We start from the raw sequence: 22,323 nt of genomic DNA on the forward strand, positions 1-22,323 counted from the left end.
TCGGGAGTGCGGATGGCAGAAGACGACTTCCGGCACTGGGAGCGCGAACTGGAGCCGGACGTGCCCGACGAGCGTCCGTCCGGGGGCCGCGGTCTGGTGCTGGTCGCGGGGCTGACCGCCACGGCGTGCGCGGCCGTGATCGCGTGGGGCGACGTACCGCTCGGCACCGCCGGGCTGGTGCTCTCGTCGATCATCCTTCTGCTGTGGCGCATCGGAATGTGATCCGCCATCATCGCGGGATGGATCTGCGCGGAGCGAACGTCCTGCTGACCGGCGCGACCGGCGGGATCGGCCAGGCGCTGGCGAGGGCCCTCGCCGGTCGCGGCGCCCGGCTGGTGCTGACGGGCCGCCGGGCCGACGTCCTGGAACCGCTGGCCGAGCGGCTCGGCGGCCGCGCCATCGTCGCCGACCTCGCGGACCGGGCGGCGGCCGAGAGCCTCCTGGACGAGGCGGGCCGGGTGGACGTGCTGGTCGCGAACGCGGCGCTGCCGGCGTCCGGGCTGCTCTCGGGGTACTCGATCGGGGAGATCGACCGGGCGCTGGACGTGAACCTGCGTGCGCCGATCGTGATGGCGAAGCTCGCCGCCGCGCAGATGGCCGATCGTGGCCGCGGTCACCTGGTCTTCGTTTCGTCGCTGGCCGGCAAGACGGCGTCGGGGCACGCGTCCCTCTACAACGCGACGAAGTTCGGTATGCGGGGGTTCGCCCTGGCGTTGCGTGAGGATCTGCGCCCGCACGGCGTCGGTGTCTCGACGGTCTTCCCCGGCTTCATCCGGGACGCGGGCATGTTCGCCGAAGCGGGCGTGACCCTGCCCAAGGGGATCGGGACGCGGTCGCCCCGGGACGTGGCGCGCGCGACCGTCCGGGCCGTCGAGCGCGACATCGCGGAGATCGACGTGGCGCCGCTCGGGCTGAGGATCGGCGCGCGGATCGGCGGGGTCGCGCCCGTCCTGTCGGCGGCCGTGCAGCGGCGCGCGGGCGGGCACCGGATCTCGCAGGGCCTCGCGGACGGGCAGCGCGGCAAGCGGTAGCGACAAATCTGGATCTTCCAGCGATAATCCGGACGGGCCCGCTTGATCAGCGGGACGAGCCGGCGCAGCGGCCGGGCCCTATCCCGCCCGCCGCGCGCCCCCGCGCGAGGAGGGTCTGCGCCATGCGGACGGGCAGGAAAATCGTGATCGGGGCGGCGGCCGCGGCCGTCCTGTCGCTGGTGTCGGTGCCCGCGCGGGCGGCGGAACCCGCGGACGCGACCGTGGTGCCGGTGCAGGTCACCGGCGATCCCGCGAAGCGCTTCAATCTCGTGGTGCTGGGTGACGGCTACACGGCGGCGGACATGCCGAAGTTCCGCGCGCACCTCGCCAAGCACCTCAACGACCTGTGGACGATCGAGCCGTTCAAGTCGTATCGCAGCTACATCAACGTGTACGCGGTGGAAATCCCGTCCGGCGAGTCCGGCGTGAGCTGTGACCCGGCGCTGTCGTCACCGCGACGCACGACGCCCTTGAGCATGGCCTTCTGGAGCGGCTGTAGACAGGACGGCATTCAGCGCCTTCTCGTCATGAACTCTGCGGCCGCCAAGACGTATGCGGATCTCGTCCAAGGCACGACTGTAGGAAACCGTCAGATCCTCGCGCTCGCGAACAGCGACACCTATGGCGGTGCAGGGGGCGCCTATGCGACGGCGTCCGGTGGGAACGCCATGTCGGCTCTCATCGCACCGCACGAACTCGGCCACTCGCTAGGTGGGCTGGACGACGAGTACGACTACTACCAGCGAGGGGTCCCTGGTGGGACGTACACCGGCCCTGAGCCCGCCTCCATCCATCACACGCTTCTGACCGAGGAGGAGATGAAGGCACAGAAGCAGAAGTGGTGGCGGTGGCTCGGGGAACGGAGCGAGGCCGGGGGCACCATCGGGCGGTACGAAGGTGGCCTCTACTCAGGTAAGGGCGTGTGGAGGCCGAGCCAGCACTCGATGATGAAAACGCTCGGCTACTACTACGACCAGGTCGCGCGTGAACGGATGACCCAGCGGATCTCAGGCAAGGTCAACCTCGTCCAGGCGAACACGCCCACGAACGCATCGGTGGGCGACGACCGTGTGCTGTGGGTCGAAACGATGCATCCGACCGGCCATCCTCTGTCCGTTGCATGGACGGTCGACGGAAAGACCGTCGGGCACGGCGCGAACCTCGACCTGGCCAGGCAGCACCTGAGGAAGGGCACGCACACGGTCAAGGCCACTGTCACCGATCCCACCGGCTTCGTCCGGGACCCGGCGATCCGGTCGTCCGCCGCACTCACGCAGGTGCGCACATGGACGGTCGACACCGGCCTGAGCACTCCGCCTGAGAACGTGCCTGTCGACTTCAGTTCGTCCACGCCCACGGAGACGCCAGTAGGAAGCGATTCCGTCGTCTACGTGGAGACCACCCACCCGGTGCAGAGCACACCCAAGGTGAAGTGGGTACTGGACGGGCGCCCCGTACGGGGTGGCGACCGAGACATCGATCTCGGACGGTTCCGCTTGGCGAAGGGCACGCACACGCTGGTCGCTCGGGTCGGCTCCAACACCCGCACATGGACGATCGACGCGCAGGCGCCGGTCGTCGCGTACGAGCTGTCCAAGGCGGCGCAGAGCCAGGTTCGTCCTGGACGGACGCCCGAGTACGTCTTCGACGGTCCCTTCACCATGCGGCTCACCGGCGCGGACGACCGTCCAGGCGTGGTCGTCTCCGAGTTCCGCGTGGACGGCGACGGTTGGTTCAACTACTTCGGCTGGCCGACCGACTCGTCCGCTCCCTGGCGGTTCACCGAGAACGGCACGGTCATCGACAGCCTCACCTACGGCAAGCTCGGTAAGGGCCGCCACACCATCGAGTACCGCGCGATCGACCCCGCGGGGAACGTCGGCAAGGCGGGCAAGTTCATCGCCACCCTCCGCTGAGCCCCGGCACCTGGCACCGGCCCTGCCCCTCCTCGCACCGGTCCCGGACCGCGCTGTGACTCGGGGGGCAGGGCCGTGGGGTCAGCGTTCGGGCGCGGGTTCCGGCGTGGGCTTCGTGGCCGGTTCGGGTGCGGCGGTGCTGTCGTCAGGCGGGGGCACCGGTGCGGCCGCGGGGGAGCGGCGCGCGGTGGCGAGAACGGAGCCGCCGAGGATCAGCACGAACGACGCGATGATCGTCCCGCTGAGCGGCTCCCCCAGGAACACGACGCCGGCCGCGACCGCCACGGCCGGGTTCACGTACGTGAACACCATGCCCCGGGACGTGCCGACCTCCCGGATGAGCTCGAAGAAGACGATGAACGCCAGCGCCGTGCAGACCAGGCCGAGGGCGACGAGCGCGGCGAGGACCCGCCCGTCGGGCATGGCGCTCGGCCAGGTGGCGATCGCCGGGCCGGTGTAGATGAGCGCGGCGATGGCCAGCGAGAACGCGGCCATGTGCAGGCTCGGAAGGTCCTGGAGCCGCCGGGTGGCGATCATCGGGGCGATCGCGTACCCGACCGCGACCAGCATGACCTCGCCGATCGCCCACGCGCTGCCGCCGCCGAGGTGCGGTCCGGCGAGCACCCCGACGCCGGCCAGGCCGACCAGCAGGCCCGCCCACCGGAGGGGCCCGAGCCGCTCGGCGTCCCCGGTGAGCCGGGCGAGCACCACGCCGATGATCGGGACGGCGGCGATGAGCAGGCCCGTCATGGAGCTGGTCAGCCGGTTCTCGGCGTCCGACAGCAGCGCCCACGGCCCGAGAATCTCCACCGCGGTGAACAGCAGGAGCGGGCGCCAGTGGCGGCGGACCACGTCCAGCCGCCCGGCCCTGAGCGCCAGCGGCAGCAGGACGAGCACGCCCAGCGCGGTGCGCGCGAACACCACCATGGGGACCGAGACGCTCTCGACCGCCACCTTGATCAACAGATAGGGAATGCCCCACAGCACGCTCATCAGCGCGAACAGCATCCAGCCGCGGCGACTCAACCCGACCTCCGTTCTCGACCGCCCGCCCGGGCCGCCTCCGCCCCGGGACCTGCGCGGAGCGGGCGCGTTCGCGATCGGCCCTGGCACCCGGGTCCGACCCGGGGCGGACGTTCAGAATCGAGGTCGGCGAGATGTGCTGTCTTGAACGCTGTTGCGGTAAACGCCCGGGGTGACGCCCAGCACGCGGCGGAACCAGCGGGTGAGGTGCGCCTGGTCGGCGAACCCGACGAGCGTCGCCGCCTCGGCCGGACGGTGGCCCGCGTCCAGCAGCGCCCGGGCGCGGGCCACCCGGTGCTGGGCGAGCCACGCGTACGGCGGCATGCCCATCGCGTCCCGGAAGGCGCGCAGGAGCTGGTAGCGCGACAGCCCCAGGTCGGCGGCGACCTCGGCGAGCGTCGGCGGGGCGGTCAGCTCGTCGGACAGGCGGGTCGCGACCGTCCGCGCGATGCGTCCGGCTTCGGCCCTGCGGTGGGCCGGGACCGCCTTCGGGCCGGACGCCGCATGCCGCCGGACGAGCGTGGCCAGCACGCCGAGCAGCCGCGACTCGCCCTCAAGCGGGTCGGCGCCGAGCCTCAGGGCATGGTGGGCGAGGCGGAGCGCCTCGCCGAGACCCCGGTCGTCGATGATCGGGTGCGCGAAGTGCGGTGAGGCCGGCGCCGGGCCGGCCTCGGCGGTCGTCGCCGCGCCCAGCAGTTCGGCGGCGGGGTAGAGGCACAGGTACGCGAAACCCTCCGGCCGCGCCGGACCGCCGGTGTGCGCCTCGCCCGGCTCGACCACGACGACGCTGCCGGCCGCCGAGTAGATCCTCTCGCCCCGGTAGAGCATCGTCTCCGTGCCGTCGACGGTGACGCCGATGGCGTACTCGTCGTGGGTGTGCGGCGCGTAGTGCCGGCGGCCGATGCGGGCCGTCAGCAGATCGAGCGGCGCGCCCTGGATGCCGCCCACCCGCGTCCACAGCGTCCGGTCGCCTCCCCGGGCGTCGAGCAGGCTCGCGCCGCCCGGCCGCCGGTCAGGCCGAGAAGACGTGCCGGAGCCGCCAGCGGTCCTCGTCACGACCGAGCTCCACGACGGCCACGCCCTCCGCGCCGGTGACCCGGAACCGGTAGACCCTGCCCTCCTGGGCCGATCCGTAGGTCTTCAGCACCGCGTCGACCGCGTAGCGCGTCCCCCGCCACTCGTACGCGGTGAGCCGCCCCGCCGGGTCGTGCTCGGCTCGGACCGGCTCGTTCAGCAACTGCCCCATGCGGGGAGAGTAGCACGCGTTCGAACAAATGTTCGCAGGTCGGAGCGGCCTTCCTGCCCGGGCCGGCACCGCCTCCGGGCGAATCGGAGCGCGAAAACCACCGTGCCGCCGGGCGTGGCGAGCCGCTCGCCTCCACGGCGCCGAGCCGAGAAACACGGGTCATGAACAGACCAACGGAAAACACCCCGCGACCTCATCCCGATCACACCTGCCGACCTCGCGGGCCCCGCCCCGCCCATCTGGCGATCCCCACCTCGCCGGCTCCCGCGCCCCAGGCATCAACCCTCGACCGCCACGATTCCGCGGCCAGTTCCTTCGAGTGACGACACACCTCCTGCCCTCCTGCGCCTTGCCCACCCCAGCGGACAGAGGTGACCGCGCGCCCCGCCCCACCCCGGTGCCCGCTTCGAGTCTGGCTTCTACGTATTCGTCGCGGGGTGGTCACGAAATGGCCACACGTCAGGGATCGCCTGTGGAACGGTATTGATCAGCCGGCGCTCGGAGCCGGTCGCCCGGGGTCACCCCGGGCCGGTAACTGAAACACCGTGAGGTGAGACATGTCTCCGGACCAGATCGTCACCGCTCTGACCTTCGTGGTCGTTCTGGGTTCGATGCTCGTTGCGCACGCTGTCGGCGACCACTGGGTCCAGACCGATGTCCAGGATCGAGACAAGGGTCTGCACGGCGACCAGATGTGGAAGGGGCGCCTGGCATGCCTGCGGCATGTGGCGTCCTACACCGTCTGCACGTCTCTGGTCGTCGCCATGATGTGGGCGATCCTCGGCCTGCGGATCTCGCTGTTCAGCTTCATCCTCGGGCAGCTGATATCGGCGGTCACCCACTACTGGGCCGACCGTAGGGACCCCCTGCAGCGGCTGGCCGAGTTCATCGACAAGCTCAAGGGCCTCGAGGGCGAGGCCGTGGGCGCCTTCTACCGGCTCGGCGCCCCGCGCGCCGGCAAGGACGACAACACCGTGCTGGGGACGGGGCGGTACGCCCTCGACCAGGCATGGCACTGGTGGTGGATCTTCATCGCCTCCGTCGTGACGGCCGTCGCGGCGTAGGGACCCATCACCCAGGCGGGGCCGTCTTCCGGCATCGCCTCGAGCACCGGCCCTCGTACCCACAGGTACGGGGGCTGTTCGTTCCCTTCGGGCGCGGGGAGGCTCGGCGAGTGCCCCTGGGGGCCGTTATCCACAGGCTGTTGGTAACCGTCGCACACATCTTCCACCTCGTCGCAGCAGGGCGTTCCGGGGTCGCGTCCACAGGTGGATCCCCAGAACAGCCGGGCTTTCCACGGTCCGGACGGCTCGTCCGCCGCCGTCCTCCTCATCATGACCGAGGTCGCTCGTCCGTCCACAGAATCCACAACCTGTGGATAACTATCGTGCACAACCTGGGTACGGCCCCGCGGCTCCGCGTCCACATTCTTCCCCAGCTCGCCCCCAACCCGCGTGCTCACTTGTCCACGTCGTGGAAAAGCCGCTGACCAGCAGGAAAACCCACTCTGCGCGGGCGTTCTCCACACCCCGTTCACACCCTGTGGGCGAATCCCTTCCACAACCTCACAGGACCGGTGGACAGAGTTGCCCACAGTAATCCCCAACCGTGTCCCCAACTCGGCAGTCCACCGGGACACCGCGAGGCGGAACATCGACTCGCCTCCGCACCGGCCGCCGGCCCGGCGATCGATGCGAGGCGATCGACATCGAGTGGCCCTCACCTGCGGGCTTCACCCCCGCGCGGGTCCGGTCAGCGCGTGTCTCCGGAGGGCGGAGTCCGACCGTCGACAGGGATGGCGGCTTCGAGATCGGCCAGGCGGCCGAGGTCGTCGCCCGACCGCGACGAGGCGGGCAGGTCGATCACGCGGGCCTCGGCCGTGAGGGTGCGGACGAGAGGCCATTCCTCCAGGTGGGCGGCGGCGTCGGCGCGCAGGACCAGGGCCTTGAGGCGCTCGGACGGGGACAGCGCCTCGTCGGACCGCAGCAGCCGATCGAGGATCCGGGCAGCGGCGCGATGGTCCCCCTTCGACTCGCCGAGGAGCGCGGCCATGTGGAAGGCCCGGGCCACCGGCTCCTCCGGGATGGGCGCGTGCCGCGTGTCCCCCGAGATGGCCTGGCCGATGCGGAGCTGGAGCCCGTCCGGGTCGCTGAGCAGGAACTGCCGGACCCCGTAGGACATGTCCCGCAACGCGCTCAGTCGAGGCAGCCCCCGGGTCGGGACCCGGCCGAGGGCCTCGCGGAGCCCGCCGCGAAACGCCTCGTACAGGGCGTCGACCTTCGTCGTGGTGATGTAGCACATGTTCATGGACGCGGCCGGGTCGTGCTTCTTCCAGCCGAAGAACTGCAGTTCGACGTCGCCGCGCCGGACCGCGAGGTACGGATTGGGGCGCGTCTGCCAGGTGGTCTGCTCGAAACCGAGCGCGCTGTAGAAGTCCCAGGTCAGCTCTATCGACCTGCACGGAAAGATCGGAATCGCCTTCTCACCCATGGTCGGAGCCTAGGAAGGCCGTCGGCGTTAGTCAAGTTTGACTACAGCCGATCATGCGGGCGCGCCGTTCCCTGTGCGCAGGCCGCGAAGGTGGAGGATGATGTTCGCCATCGCGATCACCAGTGCCGCGATCGCCGCCACTCCCGGAACCATCTACGCGGTCCGCGTGACCAGGGCGGAGAACTCGCGGAGATCGGTTCAACCGCCCGGCGGGCACCACACGGCAAGTGAAGTGGTCCCCATCGCCAGAGTTTTCCACAGGTTGTGGAAAGGGAGGCATCCGTGGACTTCAACGAGCACACTGCGACGCGGGCCGTCCAGGACAGTTTCCGCGGCACTTCCGACCCTCGACTCCGCGAACTGCTGGACGCGCTCACCCGCCACCTGCACGCATTCGTCGGTGAGGTCCGGCCGTCGATCCGCGAATGGGAGCACGCGATCGGGTTCCTTACTGCCGTCGGCCAGACCTGCACCGACACGCGGCAGGAGTTCGTCCTGCTGTCGGACGTCCTGGGCGTGTCCATGCTGGTGGAGACTCTGAACGAACAGGAGGGCGGCACGGAGAGCACCGTCCTCGGCCCGTTCCACATGGTCGAGTCGCCCCCGCGCGCGCTCGGCGACAGCATCGACCTGATCGGTGAGGCGCCGCCGTGCCTTGTGGCCGGTCGTGTCCTCAGCAGCGACGGAACGCCCCTGTCCGACGCCGAGGTGGACGTCTGGCAGTGCAACGAGAAGGGGTTCTACGACGTCCAGCAGCCGGGGGTCCAACCGGCCGGCAACGGGCGCGGCCTTTTCCACACCGACTCCGAAGGGCGGTTCCGGTTCCGGACCGTCCTCCCCAGCCATTACCCGATCCCGACGGACGGGCCGGTCGGACGGTTCCTGCGGGCCACCGGCCGCCACCCCTATCGGCCGGCGCACATCCATTTCATCGTCCGGGCAGACGGCCACACCCCGCTGACCACTCACGTCTTCGTGGCAGGAAGCCCCTACCTGGACTCCGACGCTGTCTTCGCGGTCAAGCAAAGCCTCATCGTCGATTTCACCGAGTCGACCGGCGCTGGGACGGCCGCGCGGAACGGTGTCCGAACGCCCTTCCACCACGCCGAGTTCGACTTGGTCCTGAGCAGAGAGCTCGGTTGACCCGCCCCGCGCTCTGGCTCCCCTCCGCGCCACAGGTCGGCGCCAGCAGCGCCACTCCCGCAGGGCAATGTGGCAGGGTTCGAAGTGAACACCGCCCTCATCGGCATCACCGACCTCTCGGTTATCCACAACCTGTGGAGAACTACCCCTCTTATCTGGATAACCGGCTCCGGGTCGCATAGACCGATGCGCGATCTCAATGCACCGAAAGCCAAGGAGCCCAGGCAGCCGCCACGTTTCCACACCGGGCATGGCGCAACGAGTGGGCGCCCGACTCCCAAAGCGGGTCGGCGCCCATGGCTCCCCAGTGCTATCGGCCATTGAGAAGCCCGCCTGACGCGCCGCCCGCTTACGTCAAGCAGAACCCACGGTTTGTCTTGTCCAGGTCCAAGAGCGCCTCGCTCATGGTTTGCAGTGGACCACGCATTGGGGACTCTCCCGGACATCCCGACATATCGCGCGGGTGATCGGCACGCCGGGAACCGCCGCACACAGCGACCACGCACCCCTCCTGCGCCCGGCAGCGGGCGGGAGACACGACCGGGGGAAACATGAGCGACCTGATCGCCGTCGCCTACGACGACCTGCCTCGCGCCGAGCAGGCGCGCGAGAAGCTCGTCCAGCTGCACAAGGAGCACATCATCGAGCTCGCGGACGTCGTCATCGTCGAGCGCAGGCAGGACGGCAAGATCAAGCTTCACCAGGCCCGCAACCTCGTCGCGGGCGGCGCCCTCGGCGGCGCCGCGTGGGGCGGCTTGATCGGGCTCATCTTCTTCATGCCGCTGCTCGGCATGGCCATCGGCGGAGCCACCGGCGCGGCCATGGGCTCCGCGAGCGACATGGGCATCGACGACGACTTCATGCGCAACCTCGGCGAGCAGCTGCCGCCCGGCGCCGCGGCCGTGTTCGTCCTGATCGACAAGCGCAATCCCGAGAAGGCCGTCCCGGAGATGGCGCCGCTGGGCGGCAGGCTCATCCAGACCTCGCTGTCCCCCGAGCAGGAGGAGCACCTGCGGGAGGCCGTCAAGGCCGCTCGCGCGCCCCAGCCCGCCTGAGAGCCCGGCTCCGGCGGCGCGGCACGCCGCTCACCGGAACGCACCAGGGCACGCCGATGATCCAGAGGCCGGTTTCGAGACCCTCGAAACCGGCCTCTGTCCTGCCGATCCTGAAGGGCGCTGAGCCTGCCATGTGGAGCAGTCTCTTCGGCTCCTCCAGCCTCGACTTCGAGCACGAGCCTGCCCGCCCGCGGCGACGGCCAGGTTCCTGAAATTCAGCACCGTCCCGATGTCGAGAACGTCCCGCCGGCTCCGTCCCAGGTGCACCAGCGGCCATGACGGGCCGCGCGACGAAGGAGGACCACCATGGCGGTTCAGCGGATGGACAACGTCGGGATCGTCGTCGACGACCTGGATGCCGCGGTCGCGTTCTTCGTCGAACTCGGCATGGTGCAAGAAGTGAAGGCGCAGATCGAGGGCCTTTGGGCGGACCGCACCGTCGGACTCGACGGCGTCCGGAGCGACATCGCGATGATGCGGACCCCGGACGGCGACGGCAGGCTGGAACTGGTGAAGTACCACGCTCCCGCGACGGTCGGCGCGGAGCCGGAGAACCCGCCGCCCAACACGCTGGGCCTGCACCGCGTCATGTTCACCGTCGACGACATCGTGGACACCGTCGGCCGCCTGCGCGCCCACGGCGCCGAACTCCTCGGCGAGGTGGCGCGGTACGAGGACAGCCACCTGCTCTGCTACCTCCGCGGCCCCGACGGCATCATCGTCGCGCTGGCCGAGCAGCTCGGCTGACGGCCGCCCGATCCCCCGCAATAGGGACAGCGCGGAAGCTCCGAAAGTCGCTGAGAAATCTCTGGGCGGCATGTCGAGAACGAGCGCGCGGCTCCGTCCCAGGCACTGAACACGGCCACAATGGGCCCGAACCACATCAAGGAGAACACGATGGCCAAGTACCTGCTGCTCAAGCACTACCGGGGCGCGCCGGCACCGGCCAACGACGTGCCGATGGAGCAGTGGACGCCGGACGAGCTCACGGCCCACGTGCAGTACATGCAGGACTTCATCACCCGGCTCGAAGGAACGGGCGAGTTCGTCGACTCCCAGGGGCTCTCCCAGGAAGGGTCGTTCGTCCGCTACGGCGGCGAGGGCCGGCCGCCGGTCACCGACGGCCCGTTCCCGGAGACCAAGGACCTGATCGCCGGCTGGATCACGATCGACGTCGAGAGCCGTGAGCGGGCGTTCGAGCTGGCCGGTGAACTGTCCGCGGCGCCGGGCGCGGGCGGTAAGCCGATCTACGAATGGCTCGAGGTGCGCCCCTTCCTGAGCGAGCCGCCCACGGTGACCGAGTGAACGAGCCGCTGCTGCGGGAGCTGGTGCCCGCGGTGATCGGTGTCCTCGTCCGCCGCGGAGCCGACTTCGCGGCGGCCGAGGACGCCGTGCAGGACGCCTTGGTCGAGGCCGTGCGCGTCTGGCCGGACGACACGCCGCAGGACCCCAAGGGCTGGCTGGTGACCGTCGCCTGGCGCAAGTTCCTCGACGCCGCCCGCGCCGACACCTCCCGGCGGCACCGCGAGGTGCGCGTCGAGACCGAGCCCGCGCCGGGCCCGGGCGAGGCGGCGGACGACACGCTCCAGCTGTACTTCCTGTGCGCTCATCCGTGCCTGACACCGGCCTCGGCCGTCGCGCTCACGCTCCGCGCGGTCGGCGGCCTGACCACGCGCCAGATCGCGCAGGCCTACCTCGTGCCGGAAGCCACCATGGCCCAGCGGATCAGCAGGGCCAAGCGGACCGTCTCGGACGTCCGGTTCAACCGGCACGGTGACGTCGCCACCGTGCTGCGCGTGCTCTACCTGGTCTTCAACGAGGGCTACTCCGGCGACGTCGACCTGGCCGCCGAGGCGATCCGGCTCACCCGCCAGCTCGCCGCCAGGATCGACCACGAGGAGGTGGCGGGCCTGCTCGCGCTCATGCTGCTGCACCACGCACGGCGCGCGGCGCGGACCGGCCCCGACGGCAGGCTCGTCCCTCTCGCCGAGCAGGACCGCGGCCTGTGGGACACCCGCCTGATCGCCGAGGGCGTCGACGTGCTCCAGGCGGCCCTCGTCCGCGATCGCCTGGGCGAGTTCCAGGCCCAGGCCGCCGTCGCCGCGCTCCACGCCGACGCCCAGACGGCAGCCGAGACCGACTGGGTCCAGATCGTCGAGTGGTACGACGAGCTGGTGCGCCTCACGGACAACCCCGTGGCCCGCCTCAACCGGGCCGTCGCGGTCGGCGAGGCCGACGGCCCGCGGGCCGGCCTGGCCGCCCTGGCGGAGCTCGACCCGTCCCTGCCCCGCTACACCGCCGCAGCGGCGTACCTGCACGAACGTGACGGCGACCCGGTCACCGCGGCACGGCTCTACGCCCAAGCCGCCCGATCAGCACCCAACATCCCCGAACGCGACCACCTCACGCGCCAGGCCGCACGGCTCAACGAGCAACTGCGCACCTGATCGTCGGACGCCATGCTCACGGCTCCCGACTCGCGCGCTTCCTGGGGATCACCAGGCCCCGAAGCTGAAAGGGCGAGCGGATCCGCACTAGCCTCGTCGCGTGAGTGACGACGTCCAGCAGATTCAACCGCTCGACTCCGGGATAGCCGAAGAGTGGATACGGAAGACAGATGAGCCGGACCTTCGCGCGGTCTCGGCCTCCAAGCTTCGAGTAGGACCGCTGTGGCATGTCAGCGCCTGGGTGATGGAGTTCGTCCGCACGGACCCTCTCGAATCCGAGTTGCGCCGCCGCATCGCAGACGCGCTCAGCGCCGTCGACGGCGTCTCCAGCGTGGAAGAGGAAGACCGGGAAGTGTGGACGGTGACCGGCACTCCGACAGGCACGGCGCTCGTCGAGGCGGTAGCCCGGGTAGTGGACGACATGGCCGAAGCCGTCACCGTCGCTGTCAGCGGCTGAGAACCGGGGCCTGCCGATCGATCTCACGGCAGAGAACAGTGATCATGTCGTCAAAGACGTCCGCGCCGTGCTTCTGGATGAGAACGCCGTAGAGGTCCTTGCGGCTGGCCTCTCTGACCATCCAACTCAGGGTGCCGTGATGAACCCGGCGACCGGCGGCCAACTCGTCGTAAGCGTCGCGCGTGACCCTCATCAGCTCCGGAAAGGCCGCAGACTCCGCCAGAATCATGCGAGTCGCGTCGGTGAGATTCATGCGAGGAGTCTAGGTCAGCCGCCACCGGCGGACATGTGCCCTCACCAAGTGATCGCGAGCTGGCTTCTGGTCATCTGGGCCCACGATCGCGCGATGAACTGAACGCCACGCAGCAACCCGACCGCTCCACGCAGAGATAGCCAGCGGGCGGTCACCCAGCACCCCGACAGGCAAAGCGTGGGGCGAGGCGGCAGCCTCTGGTTATGGACGACCGGCCCCAAAGCTGCCACGTACCCAAGAACCGCAACCAGCAGGGGGTGTGGGGGCGAAGCCCCCACATCGGGGGTCCGGGGGTCGCCCCCCGGGCAGAAACGACGAAGGAGTGGCGGGGAGGAAGCCCGAAAGGCTTCGACCACACCACTCCCAACTCCGAGTGGGCCTAGGTGGACTTGAACCACCGGCCTCATCCTTATCAGGGATGCGCTCTAACCGACTGAGCTATAGGCCCGAAGTGTGCCGCCGCCCCTGGCGGCGCAACGAGAGGTTACCCCATCTGGGCGGGCAACCGGAAATCGATTGCCGGGCGGCGGCGGGTGGGGCTACTCGGCCTCCTTGAGGGTGACTTCGACGCCGCCCACGAGGTCGGCGGCGAGGTTGTAGATGACGGAGCCGACCGTGGAGAGGGCGGTGATGAGAAGGACGTTCAGGGCGCCGACGAGGACGGTGTAGCCGAACACGCGGACGAAGGAGAACCAGCTTCCGGCGTCGACGCTGCCGGTGGTCTCGCCCTGTTCCTTCGTGAGGCTGTTGACGGTGTCGCTGATCGCGTCGAAGACGCCGAGACCGGACAGGATCACGTACAGGACGATCACGGCGACCAGCAGGACGACGAAGCAGACCAGCGACATGACGAAGCTGAACTTCATCACCGACCAGGGTTCGAGCCTGGCGAGCTGGAGCTGGGCCTTGCGGGCGGGCTTGCCGGACGCGGCCTTGGACGCGGCGTTGGCCGGGGCCACCGCGGTGGACGGACGGTCCTTGAGGACGGTGCCGGCGAAGCCGCGGCCGCCCGAGCCGGACGACCCGCCCGCCGAATTGAACCCCTTGCCGGGCGTGTCCGTACGTCCTGCCGAGACCGAACCGGACGGCTCGGCGGGCCTGGCCCAGCCCGCCGGGCCGGAGCCGGACGCGGAACCGGTCGGCGCACCTTCCGCGCCGCCCGGAGGCGCCGGCCTGGCGGCGGGCTTGGGCGGTTCGGCGGTGTCCCTGACCGGGGCGATCTCGGGGGTGCCGGCCGCCTTGGCCGACGCGTCGTCGACCTGCGTGAGATCGGACCGCGTCTCGTCGGCGCCCTTGCCGGGGTCCGTCGCACCGGTGCCGATGTCGACGGTCGTCTCGTCGCGCCCGGACTTGGCGGAAGCGGCGGCCACCGTCTTGCCCGGCTTCCCCTTGGACTTGCCGGTGGGCTTGGCGGGGCCGGACCTGGCGCCGGGTTTCCGGTCACCACCCTTGCCGGCGGCGCCGGTCCCGTCGTTGTCCTGGCCGGGCTCGGTGCTCACGTGTCCTCCTGGCCTAGCGGCTCGGTGACGATGCAGGATACGTCACTCACCGTCGCCCCCTTCGGCTTCGTCAGAGTCCTCCATGGACTCTACGTTCCTCGCGATGGCCACCACGCTGTCCCCGTCGGCGAGATTCATCAGGCGGACGCCCATGGTCTGCCTGCCGGACTGCTTGATCTCGGCGGCGGTGGTACGGATCACGCCGCCGTTCGACGTCATCGCGAACACCTCGTCGTCCGGGCCGACCATCAGAGCTCCGACCAACAACCCCCGAGATTCCACGATCTTAGCGGTGAGAACGCCCTTCCCCCCACGTCCCTGGAGCGGGTACTGGTCCACCGGGGTGCGCTTGGCGTAGCCGCCGCGGGTGGCCACCAGGACGTCCTGCGAGGAGTCCTGCACGACCAGCATGTTGAGGACCTCCTGGTCCTCCTCGAACCGCATGCCGATGACGCCGGAGGTGGCGCGTCCCATCGGCCGCAGCGACTCGTCGTCGGCGCGGAACCGGATCGCCTGGGCGCCGGTGGAGACCATCAGCAGGTTGTCGTCGGACGACACGAGCCGCGCCGCGATCACCTCGTCGTCGTCGACGAGGTTGATGGCGATGATGCCGCCGGTGCGGGGCGAGTCGAAGTCGGTCAGCGCCGTCTTCTTGACGCGGCCCTTCTTGGTGCCGAGCACGAGGTAGGGGGCGACCTGGTAGTCGCGCAGGTCCATGACCTGGGCGATGTGCTCGTCGGGCTGGAAGGCGAGCAGGTTCGCGACGTGCTGGCCGCGCGAGTCGCGGCCGGAGTCGGGCAGCTCGTAGGCCTTGGCGCGGTAGACGCGGCCCTTGTTGGTGAAGAACAGGATCCAGTGGTGCGTCGTGGTGACGAAGAACTGGTCGACGATGTCGTCCTGCTTGAGCTGCGCGCCGCGGACGCCCTTGCCGCCGCGCCGCTGGGCGCGGTAGTGGTCGGTGCGGGTGCGCTTGGCGTAGCCGCCGCGGGTGATGGTGACGACGACGTCCTCTTCGGCGATGAGGTCCTCGTACGACACGTCCCCGTCGAACGGGATGATCTCGGTGCGCCGCTCGTCGCCGAACTTCTCGACGATCGGGGCGAGCTCGTCGCCGACGATCCGGCGCTGCCGCTCGGGCGAGGCGAGGATCTCGTTGTAGTCGGTGATCTCCGCCATGAGCTTGTCGTACTCGTCGGTGATCTGCCGGCGCTCCAGGGCGGCGAGCTTGCGCAGCTGCATGTCGAGGATGGCCTGCGCCTGGATCTCGTCGATCTCCAGCAGGTTCATCAGGCCCTGCTGCGCCTCCGAGGCGGACGGCGAGCGCCGGATCAGGGCGATGACCTCGTCGATGCGGTCGAGGGCCTTGAGCAGGGCGCGCAGGATGTGGGCGCGCTCCTCGGCCTTGCGGAGCAGGAACCGGGTGCGGCGGACGATGACGTCGATCTGGTGCGCGACCCAGTGCCGGACGAACTGGTCGATGCGCAGGGTGCGCGGCACGCCGTCCACGAGCGCGAGCATGTTCGCGCCGAACGTCTCCTGCAGCTGCGTGTGCTTGTACAGGTTGTTCAGGACGACCTTGGCGACGGCGTCCCGCTTGAGGACGATGACCAGGCGCTGCCCGGTCCGGCCGGACGTCTCGTCGCGGACGTCGGCGATGCCGTCGAGCTTGCCCTCCTTCACGCCGTCGGCGATCTTGAGGGCGAGGTTGTCCGGGTTGACCTGGTAGGGGAGCTCGGTGACGACCAGGCAGGTGCGGCCCTGGATCTCCTCGACCTCGACGACGGCCCGCATGGTGATGGAGCCGCGGCCGGTCCGGTAGGCCTCCTCGATGCCCTTGCGGCCGACGATGAGGCCGGCGGTCGGGAAGTCGGGGCCCTTGACGCGCTCGATCAGCGCTTCGAGCAGCTCCTCGTCGGACGCGCCGTAGTTGTCCAGGTACCACCGGACGCCGTCGGCGACCTCGCGCAGGTTGTGCGGCGGGATGTTCGTCGCCATCCCCACCGCGATGCCGGCGGACCCGTTGACCAGCAGGTTCGGGTACCGGGACGGCAGGACGTCGGGTTCCTGCGAGCGGCCGTCGTAGTTGGGGGAGAAGTCGACGGTCTCCTTGTCGATGTCGCGCAGGAGCTCCATCGCCAGGGGCGCCATGCGGCACTCGGTGTACCGCATGGCCGCGGCGGGGTCGTTGCCGCGCGAGCCGAAGTTGCCGTTGCCGTCGACCAGCGGGTACCGCATCGACCACGGCTGGGCGAGCCGTACGAGCGCGTCGTAGATGGCCGAGTCGCCGTGGGGGTGGTAGTTCCCCATGACGTCGCCGACGACGCGGGCGCACTTGAAGTAGCCGCGGTCGGGCCGGTAGCCGCCGTCGTACATCGCGTACAGGACGCGGCGGTGGACGGGTTTGAGGCCGTCGCGCACCTCGGGCAGCGCGCGCGCGACGATGACCGACATCGCGTAGTCGAGATAGCTCTTCTGCATCTCGACCTGGATGTCGACCGGTTCGATCCGCTCGCCCGGGTGTCCACCCTCTGTGGTCACGTCCGTCACTCTCAAGACCTCTTCTGCTCGATGGGAAGGAAGTACGTCCGCCTCTGGGAGTCAGGCCGGGGGGCCGGCCCTGGCACGTACCTCAGATGTCGAGGAAGCGCACGTCCTTGGCGTTGCGCTGGATGAACTCCCGGCGGGGCTCGACCTCCTCGCCCATGAGCACGCTGAACAGCTCGTCGGCCTGGGCGGCGTCGTCCAGCTGGACCTGCAGCAGGACCCGGTTGTCGGGGTCCATCGTGGTGTCCCACAGCTCGTTGGCGTTCATCTCGCCGAGGCCCTTGAACCGCTGCACCAGGTCGCGGGGGCGGGGGTCGCGCTTGCCGGCGGCGATCCCGGCCTCGATGATCGCGTCCCGCTCGGAGTCGGAGAAGGCGTAGTCGGCCTCGGTGCCCCGCGCGTCCCACTTGATCTTGTAGAGCGGCGGCTGCGACAGGTACACGTGGCCGGCCTCGATCAGCGGCTTCATGAACCGGAACAGCAGCGTCATCAGCAGGGTGTTGATGTGGTGGCCGTCCACGTCGGCGTCCGACATCAGGATGATCTTGTGGTAGCGCAGCTTGGAGATGTCGAACTCGTCGTGCACCCCGGTGCCGAGGGCGGTGATGATCGCCTGCACCTCGTTGTTCTTCAGGATCTTGTCGATCCTGGCCTTCTCCACGTTGAGGATCTTGCCGCGGATCGGGAGGATCGCCTGGAAGTGCGGGTTGCGGCCGCCCTTGGCCGAGCCGCCCGCCGAGTCGCCCTCGACGATGTAGAGCTCGGACTTGGCCGGGTCGGTGGACTGGCAGTCCGACAGCTTGCCCGGCAGGGACGTCGACTCCAGCAGGCTCTTGCGCCGGGTCAGGTCGCGCGCCTGCCGCGCCGCGACGCGTGCGCGCGCCGCCTGCGAGGCCTTGCTGATGATCTCCTTGGCCTCGCCCGGGTTCTCCTCGAACCAGTCGCGGAGGTAGACGTTGCAGGCCCGCTGCACGAACGACTTGGCCTCGGTGTTGCCGAGCTTGGTCTTGGTCTGCCCCTCGAACTGGGGGTCCGCCAGCTTGATCGAGATGATCGCGGTGAGGCCCTCGCGGACGTCCTCGCCGGTCAGGTTGTCGTCCTTGTCGCGCAGCAGGCCCTTGTCGCGGGCGTACCGGTTGACGATCGTGGTGAGCGCCGCGCGGAAGCCCTCCTCGTGGGTGCCGCCCTCCGCCGTGTTGATGGTGTTGGCGAAGGTATGCACCGACTCGGAGTAGGACGAGTTCCACTGCATGGCGATCTCGACCGACATGCCGGTGGTGTCGTCGCTGAAGTAGATGACGGACTCGTGCGCGGAGTCCTTGCGCGCGTTGATGTAGCGGACGAAGTCCTCGATGCCGCCTTCGTAGTGGTACCGGACTACGTGCGGCTCACCGTTGACGTGGTCGGGGCGCTCGTCCTGCAGCGTGATGGACAGGCCGCGGTTGAGGAACGCCATCTCCTGCATGCGGCGGGAGAGGGTCTCGAAGTTCCATTCGAGCGTCTCGAAGATCTCGGGGTCGGGCCAGAACCTGATGAGCGTCCCGGTCTCGTCGGTCTCCTCGCCCTTCTGGAGCTCGATCTCGGGGCCCTGCCACGTGTAGGACTGGAACCAGACGTGGCCGTCGGTGCGGACCTCCGCCTCCAACCGGGTGGACAGCGCGTTCACCACGGCCGAGCCCACACCGTGCAGGCCGCCCGAGACGGCGTAGGACTTGCCGTCGAACTTGCCGCCCGCGTGCAGCGTGGTCAGCACCAGCTCGATGGCCGGGCGCTTCTCCACGGGGTGCTCGCCGACGGGGATGCCGCGGCCGTTGTCGAGGACGCTGACGCCGCCGTCGGCCAGGAGCGTCACCACGATGTCGTCGGCGTAGCCGGCCAAGGCCTCGTCGACCGCGTTGTCCACGATCTCGTAGACGAGGTGGTGCAGGCCGCGCTCACCGGTCGAGCCGATGTACATGCCCGGGCGCTTGCGAACCGCCTCAAGCCCTTCAAGGACAGTGATCGAACTAGCGTCGTACGCCAAAGGAGATCCTCCTGCCGGGGATGTCTGCCGCTCCGCGCCCGAGGGAGGCGCGGTGTGCCCCGTAACACACATGGGGGCACCCGGTCGGTGCTCTGGTCGTGCTGTCAGAGCCCCGGGCACCCAATGGCGGCGCAGCATCCTGAACCCGCATTCATTCTACCGGGTGACGAGGCGAAAAGTGGCACTCGCGAGCGCTGTGTGCGCGTGTGGCGGCCGAAGGGCCCCGGAGACACATCCCCCCATTGGGTCAGGGGGGTTATTTGGCCTACGTGGCGCTCGCCGCTGAACTCGACGACCCATCACCGAACAGATGTTCCCACCCGCCACTGACACATCGGCGCGGTCCGGGGGCTCCGCTCAGCGGGCGCGCCACGCGCCCGTCCGGCGCGGCCCCGACGAGGGCCCCACGACCTTCACGCGGCGGACGGTGCCGTGGCCGAGTTCCTCGTTCAGCCGCCGCACGAGCGTCGACGACAGCAGGCGCAGCTGGGTGGCCCACGTCGTCGAGTCGGCGGCCACGGTGAGCTCGCCGTCCTCGAAGTGGTCGGGCCGGGTGTGCTCGGCGAGCTCCGCGCCGACGATGCCCGCCCAGTTGCCGAACACGCCGCCGACGGCGGCACGCTGCTCCCACCCGCGCGACGCCATCAGCTCGCGGATCGCCGCCCCGAACAGCTTGGGATCGCCGCCCCGCCCGGGGTCGCGCACGCGCCCCCCCCGCCCGGGGCCCTTGCGCTTGCCGCCCTGACCGGGCATGGTGCCGCGCTTGAGAGCGTCCGCCTTGGCCTGCGCGAGCGCCTCGCGGGCCAGCTCGATCCCCGACTTGGCCGGAGGAGCCCCGGCCTCGGGGGGAGGAGCCCCGGCTTCGGTGGACTTGTACACATCCTGTGGATCACTCACTCGCTCGCCCCCTCGGACTCACGAACGACCTGGCCGTCGGAGACGGTATACGAGCCCCCCGTCAGTTCGGCGGGGACGTCGGCGGGGACGGCCGCCGTGATCAGGACCTGCTCGGCCGGCACCACCATCTCGGCCAGCCGGCTGCGCCGCCCGGTGTCGAGCTCGGCGAACACGTCGTCCAGGATCAGGACGGGGTCGTCGCCGTCCGCGCGGAGCAGGTCGAACGCGGCGAGCCGCAGCCCGAGCGCGAACGACCACGACTCGCCGTGGCTGGCGTAGCCGCGCGCGGGAAGCTCCCCGAGGCGCAGCACCAGCTCGTCCCTGTGCGGGCCGACGAGGCTCACCCCGCGCTCCAGTTCCTGCTTGCGGGACCCGGCGACCGCCTTCAGGATCTGCTCGGCCAGTTGTCCACGGTCTGTGGACAACTCCGCGTCGCCCAAGGAACTCTTGTAGATCAGGTCGGCCGCGCCGCTGTGCGGAGCGAGCGCCGCGTAGGCCTGCGCCACGAGCGGACGCAGAGCCGCGACGAGATCGAGCCGGGCCGCCAGAAGCTCCGACCCCATGCGCGCCAGATGCGAATCCCACACGTCCAGGGTGGCGAGCACCTCCGGGCCGGGGGAGCGACGATGGGCGGCCGCCGATTTCAACAGGGCGTTGCGCTGCTTGAGGACGCGGTCGTAGTCGGACCGCACGCCGGCGAACCTCGGCGCCCGCGCGGTCAGCAACTCGTCCATGAACCGGCGCCGCTCCCCCGGGTCGCCCTTCACGAGCGCGAGGTCCTCCGGGGCGAACAGCACGGTCCGCAGCATCCCCAGGATCTCGCGCGGCCTGGGGACAGGGGACCGGTTGAGCCGCGCCCGGTTCGCCTTGCCCGGGTTGATCTCAAGCTCGATCAGCGCCTTGCGCTCGTCCTTCACCACCCCGGCCCGGACGATCGCCCGCGGCGCTCCGTGCCGGACGAGCGGCGCGTCCGTCGCGGCCCTGTGGCTGCCGTGCGAGGCGACGTACCCGATGGCCTCGACCAGGTTCGTCTTGCCCTGCCCGTTCGGCCCCACGAACGCGGTGACTCCCGGCCCCAGCGCGACCTCGGCGGTCGGGTACGAGCGGAAGTCCTGCAGCGAAAGGTGGGCAACGTGCACAACACACGAGCGTAGAGCCTCCCCCGGCCCCCACCACACACCTCACCCACACGCGGGCGCGTGACGCCCGTCCACACGCGGACGTGTGACGCCCGTCCACACGCGGGGCCTGCGCACACCCCGCCCTCCCAGGGGGGCCGACCCCACTCCCAGCCTGGAACACACCGCCGAGAGCCGGGGCCGGAACCCACAACTGTGGATAACCGAGGGTCAGACCGAAGGGGGGTTGACGTCGGCGCCGGGGGAGTCGGCTCCCTTGGAGGACTCGACGGCGTGGCCGCCGAACTGGTTGCGGAGGGCGGCGACGACGCGCATCGTGGGGGAGTCGTCCTGCCGGGAGGCGAAGCGGGCGAACAGGGACGCCGTGATGGCGGGCAGCGGGACGGCGTGGTCGACGGCGGCCTGGACGGTCCAGCGGCCCTCGCCGGAGTCGTTGGCGTAGCCGCGCAGGTCGTCGAGCTCGGGGTCGCCCGCGAGCGCGCGGTTCAGCAGGTCGAGCAGCCAGGAGCGGATGACGGTGCCCTCCTGCCAGCTGCGGAACGTCTCCGGCACGTTGGTGACGATGTCGCTGGCCTCGATCAGCTCGTAGCCCTCGCCGAACGCCTGCATCATCGCGTACTCGATGCCGTTGTGGACCATCTTCACGAAGTGGCCGGCGCCGACCGTGCCGGAGTGGACGAAGCCGAACTCGCCCTCGGGCTTGAGGGTCTCGAAGATCGGCATCAGGCGCTTCACGTCGTCCTCGTCGCCGCCGACCATGAGCGCGTAGCCGTTCTCCAGGCCCCACACGCCGCCGCTGACACCGCAGTCGAGGAACCCGATGCCCTTGGCGGCCAGCTCCTCACCGTGCTTCCGGTCGTCCACATAGTGGGAATTACCGCCGTCCACGACGAGGTCGCCCTGCTCCAGGACCTCCCCCAGCTTGTGGATGGTGTCCGCCGTCGGCTTGCCGGCGGGGACCATCACCCACACGGCCCGCGGCGGGGACAACCGCTCGACCAGCTCCTCGACCGAGCCGACGTCGCTGACCTCCGGGTCGCGGTCGTAGCCGACGACGGTGTGGCCGCCGCGGCGCAGCCGCTCGGCCATGTTGCCGCCCATCTTGCCCAGGCCGATGATGCCCAGCTCCATGAAACGCTCACTCTCCCCTGTGCGTACCG

At 70.0% G+C, this 22,323-nt stretch carries 20 protein-coding genes, 1 tRNA gene and 1 pseudogene; 10 read left to right on the top strand and 12 right to left on the bottom strand.

The genetic code is table 11. The annotated features are described in order from the left end of the window. Window positions 1-12: 12 nt before the first annotated feature. From AB0C87_RS05080 to AB0C87_RS05090, 3 genes are all read left to right on the top strand, one after another. Window positions 13-222, top strand: a complete 210-nt coding sequence (locus AB0C87_RS05080; protein WP_360576609.1) for a hypothetical protein — start codon at window positions 13-15, stop codon at window positions 220-222. A gap of 17 nt (window positions 223-239) precedes the next feature. Next, window positions 240-1,031 (top strand): SDR family NAD(P)-dependent oxidoreductase, encoded by a 792-nt coding sequence (locus tag AB0C87_RS05085; RefSeq protein ID WP_345182836.1) that lies wholly within the window; start codon window positions 240-242, stop codon window positions 1,029-1,031. Window positions 1,032-1,174: 143 nt separating this feature from the next. Next, window positions 1,175-2,947, top strand: coding sequence for a M64 family metallopeptidase (locus AB0C87_RS05090; RefSeq protein WP_360576610.1), 1,773 nt, complete (start codon window positions 1,175-1,177; stop codon window positions 2,945-2,947). An 81-nt stretch (window positions 2,948-3,028) separates the two neighbouring features. On the opposite strand, the gene AB0C87_RS05095 is transcribed toward AB0C87_RS05090, so the two are convergent. From AB0C87_RS05095 to AB0C87_RS05105, 3 genes are all read right to left on the bottom strand, one after another. Further along, window positions 3,029-3,973 (bottom strand): DMT family transporter, encoded by a 945-nt coding sequence (locus tag AB0C87_RS05095; RefSeq protein ID WP_360576611.1) that lies wholly within the window; start codon window positions 3,971-3,973, stop codon window positions 3,029-3,031. 111 nt (window positions 3,974-4,084) lie between these two features. Beyond that, window positions 4,085-5,026 (bottom strand): AraC family transcriptional regulator, encoded by a 942-nt coding sequence (locus AB0C87_RS05100; protein WP_345182832.1) that lies wholly within the window; start codon window positions 5,024-5,026, stop codon window positions 4,085-4,087. After that, window positions 4,983-5,216, bottom strand: coding sequence for a hypothetical protein (locus AB0C87_RS05105; protein WP_185029805.1), 234 nt, complete (start codon window positions 5,214-5,216; stop codon window positions 4,983-4,985). The genes AB0C87_RS05100 and AB0C87_RS05105 overlap by 44 nt, the downstream gene beginning before the upstream one ends. A 557-nt stretch (window positions 5,217-5,773) precedes the next feature. Here AB0C87_RS05105 and AB0C87_RS05110 point away from each other — a divergent pair. Continuing rightward, window positions 5,774-6,280, top strand: a complete 507-nt coding sequence (locus AB0C87_RS05110) for a transcriptional regulator (protein WP_353832193.1) — start codon at window positions 5,774-5,776, stop codon at window positions 6,278-6,280. Between the two features lie 688 nt (window positions 6,281-6,968). Here the strand turns inward: AB0C87_RS05110 and AB0C87_RS05115 are convergent. Next, the gene (locus AB0C87_RS05115; protein WP_345182830.1) at window positions 6,969-7,706 is read right to left on the bottom strand and encodes a VOC family protein; all 738 of its coding nucleotides are present in this window, start codon (window positions 7,704-7,706) and stop codon (window positions 6,969-6,971) included. 282 nt (window positions 7,707-7,988) lie between these two features. On the opposite strand from AB0C87_RS05115, the gene AB0C87_RS05120 reads away from it, so the two are divergent. The 6 genes from AB0C87_RS05120 to AB0C87_RS05145 all read left to right on the top strand — a co-directional run bounded on the left by AB0C87_RS05120 (window position 7,989) and on the right by AB0C87_RS05145 (window position 12,808). Then, window positions 7,989-8,849, top strand: a complete 861-nt coding sequence (locus AB0C87_RS05120; RefSeq protein WP_360576612.1) for a dioxygenase — start codon at window positions 7,989-7,991, stop codon at window positions 8,847-8,849. A gap of 551 nt (window positions 8,850-9,400) precedes the next feature. Then, window positions 9,401-9,904 (top strand): DUF1269 domain-containing protein, encoded by a 504-nt coding sequence (locus AB0C87_RS05125; RefSeq protein WP_345182827.1) that lies wholly within the window; start codon window positions 9,401-9,403, stop codon window positions 9,902-9,904. Window positions 9,905-10,225: 321 nt separating this feature from the next. Further along, window positions 10,226-10,651 carry a VOC family protein gene (locus AB0C87_RS05130; RefSeq protein WP_360576676.1) on the top strand — a complete coding sequence of 142 codons (426 nt, stop codon included), beginning with the start codon at window positions 10,226-10,228 and terminating at the stop codon, window positions 10,649-10,651. A 150-nt stretch (window positions 10,652-10,801) separates the two neighbouring features. Next, complete coding sequence (locus tag AB0C87_RS05135; RefSeq protein WP_360576613.1) at window positions 10,802-11,209, top strand: YciI family protein; 408 nt, start codon at window positions 10,802-10,804, stop codon at window positions 11,207-11,209. Then, window positions 11,206-12,351 (top strand): DUF6596 domain-containing protein, encoded by a 1,146-nt coding sequence (locus tag AB0C87_RS05140; protein WP_360576614.1) that lies wholly within the window; start codon window positions 11,206-11,208, stop codon window positions 12,349-12,351. Before AB0C87_RS05135 ends, AB0C87_RS05140 begins: the two co-directional genes overlap by 4 nt. 100 nt (window positions 12,352-12,451) lie before the next feature. Then, window positions 12,452-12,808 carry a hypothetical protein gene (locus tag AB0C87_RS05145; RefSeq protein WP_353832199.1) on the top strand — a complete coding sequence of 119 codons (357 nt, stop codon included), beginning with the start codon at window positions 12,452-12,454 and terminating at the stop codon, window positions 12,806-12,808. Here AB0C87_RS05145 and AB0C87_RS05150 read toward each other — a convergent pair. The 8 genes and pseudogenes from AB0C87_RS05150 to gnd all read right to left on the bottom strand — a co-directional run. Beyond that, the gene (locus AB0C87_RS05150; protein ID WP_345182822.1) at window positions 12,798-13,061 is read right to left on the bottom strand and encodes a hypothetical protein; all 264 of its coding nucleotides are present in this window, start codon (window positions 13,059-13,061) and stop codon (window positions 12,798-12,800) included. The two genes, AB0C87_RS05145 and AB0C87_RS05150, sit on opposite strands and share 11 nt — an antisense overlap. Window positions 13,062-13,435: 374 nt before the next feature. Continuing rightward, window positions 13,436-13,509: transfer RNA gene (locus tag AB0C87_RS05155), tRNA-Ile, on the bottom strand. 91 nt (window positions 13,510-13,600) lie between these two features. Beyond that, window positions 13,601-14,560, bottom strand: coding sequence for a DUF3566 domain-containing protein (locus tag AB0C87_RS05160; protein WP_360576615.1), 960 nt, complete (start codon window positions 14,558-14,560; stop codon window positions 13,601-13,603). A 42-nt stretch (window positions 14,561-14,602) separates the two neighbouring features. Further along, the gene (gene gyrA, locus AB0C87_RS05165) at window positions 14,603-17,107 is read right to left on the bottom strand and encodes a DNA gyrase subunit A (protein WP_345182820.1); all 2,505 of its coding nucleotides are present in this window, start codon (window positions 17,105-17,107) and stop codon (window positions 14,603-14,605) included. An 82-nt stretch (window positions 17,108-17,189) separates the two neighbouring features. Beyond that, window positions 17,190-19,127, bottom strand: a complete 1,938-nt coding sequence (gyrB, locus tag AB0C87_RS05170) for a DNA topoisomerase (ATP-hydrolyzing) subunit B (RefSeq protein ID WP_345182819.1) — start codon at window positions 19,125-19,127, stop codon at window positions 17,190-17,192. A gap of 357 nt (window positions 19,128-19,484) precedes the next feature. Next, window positions 19,485-20,024: a DciA family protein gene (locus tag AB0C87_RS05175; RefSeq protein WP_353832201.1), complete on the bottom strand. Its 540-nt coding sequence runs from the start codon at window positions 20,022-20,024 to the stop codon at window positions 19,485-19,487. Continuing rightward, complete coding sequence (gene recF, locus AB0C87_RS05180; RefSeq protein WP_353832202.1) at window positions 20,021-21,163, bottom strand: DNA replication/repair protein RecF; 1,143 nt, start codon at window positions 21,161-21,163, stop codon at window positions 20,021-20,023. Before recF ends, AB0C87_RS05175 begins: the two co-directional genes overlap by 4 nt. A 210-nt stretch (window positions 21,164-21,373) precedes the next feature. After that, a pseudogene (gene gnd / locus AB0C87_RS05185) lies at window positions 21,374-22,309 on the bottom strand (phosphogluconate dehydrogenase (NAD(+)-dependent, decarboxylating)); the annotation flags it as partial. Window positions 22,310-22,323 lie beyond the last annotated feature (14 nt).

The organism is Actinomadura sp. NPDC048021 (genome assembly GCF_040653135.1).
GTDB classification, from domain to species: Bacteria; Actinomycetota; Actinomycetes; order Streptosporangiales; family Streptosporangiaceae; genus Spirillospora; species Spirillospora verrucosospora.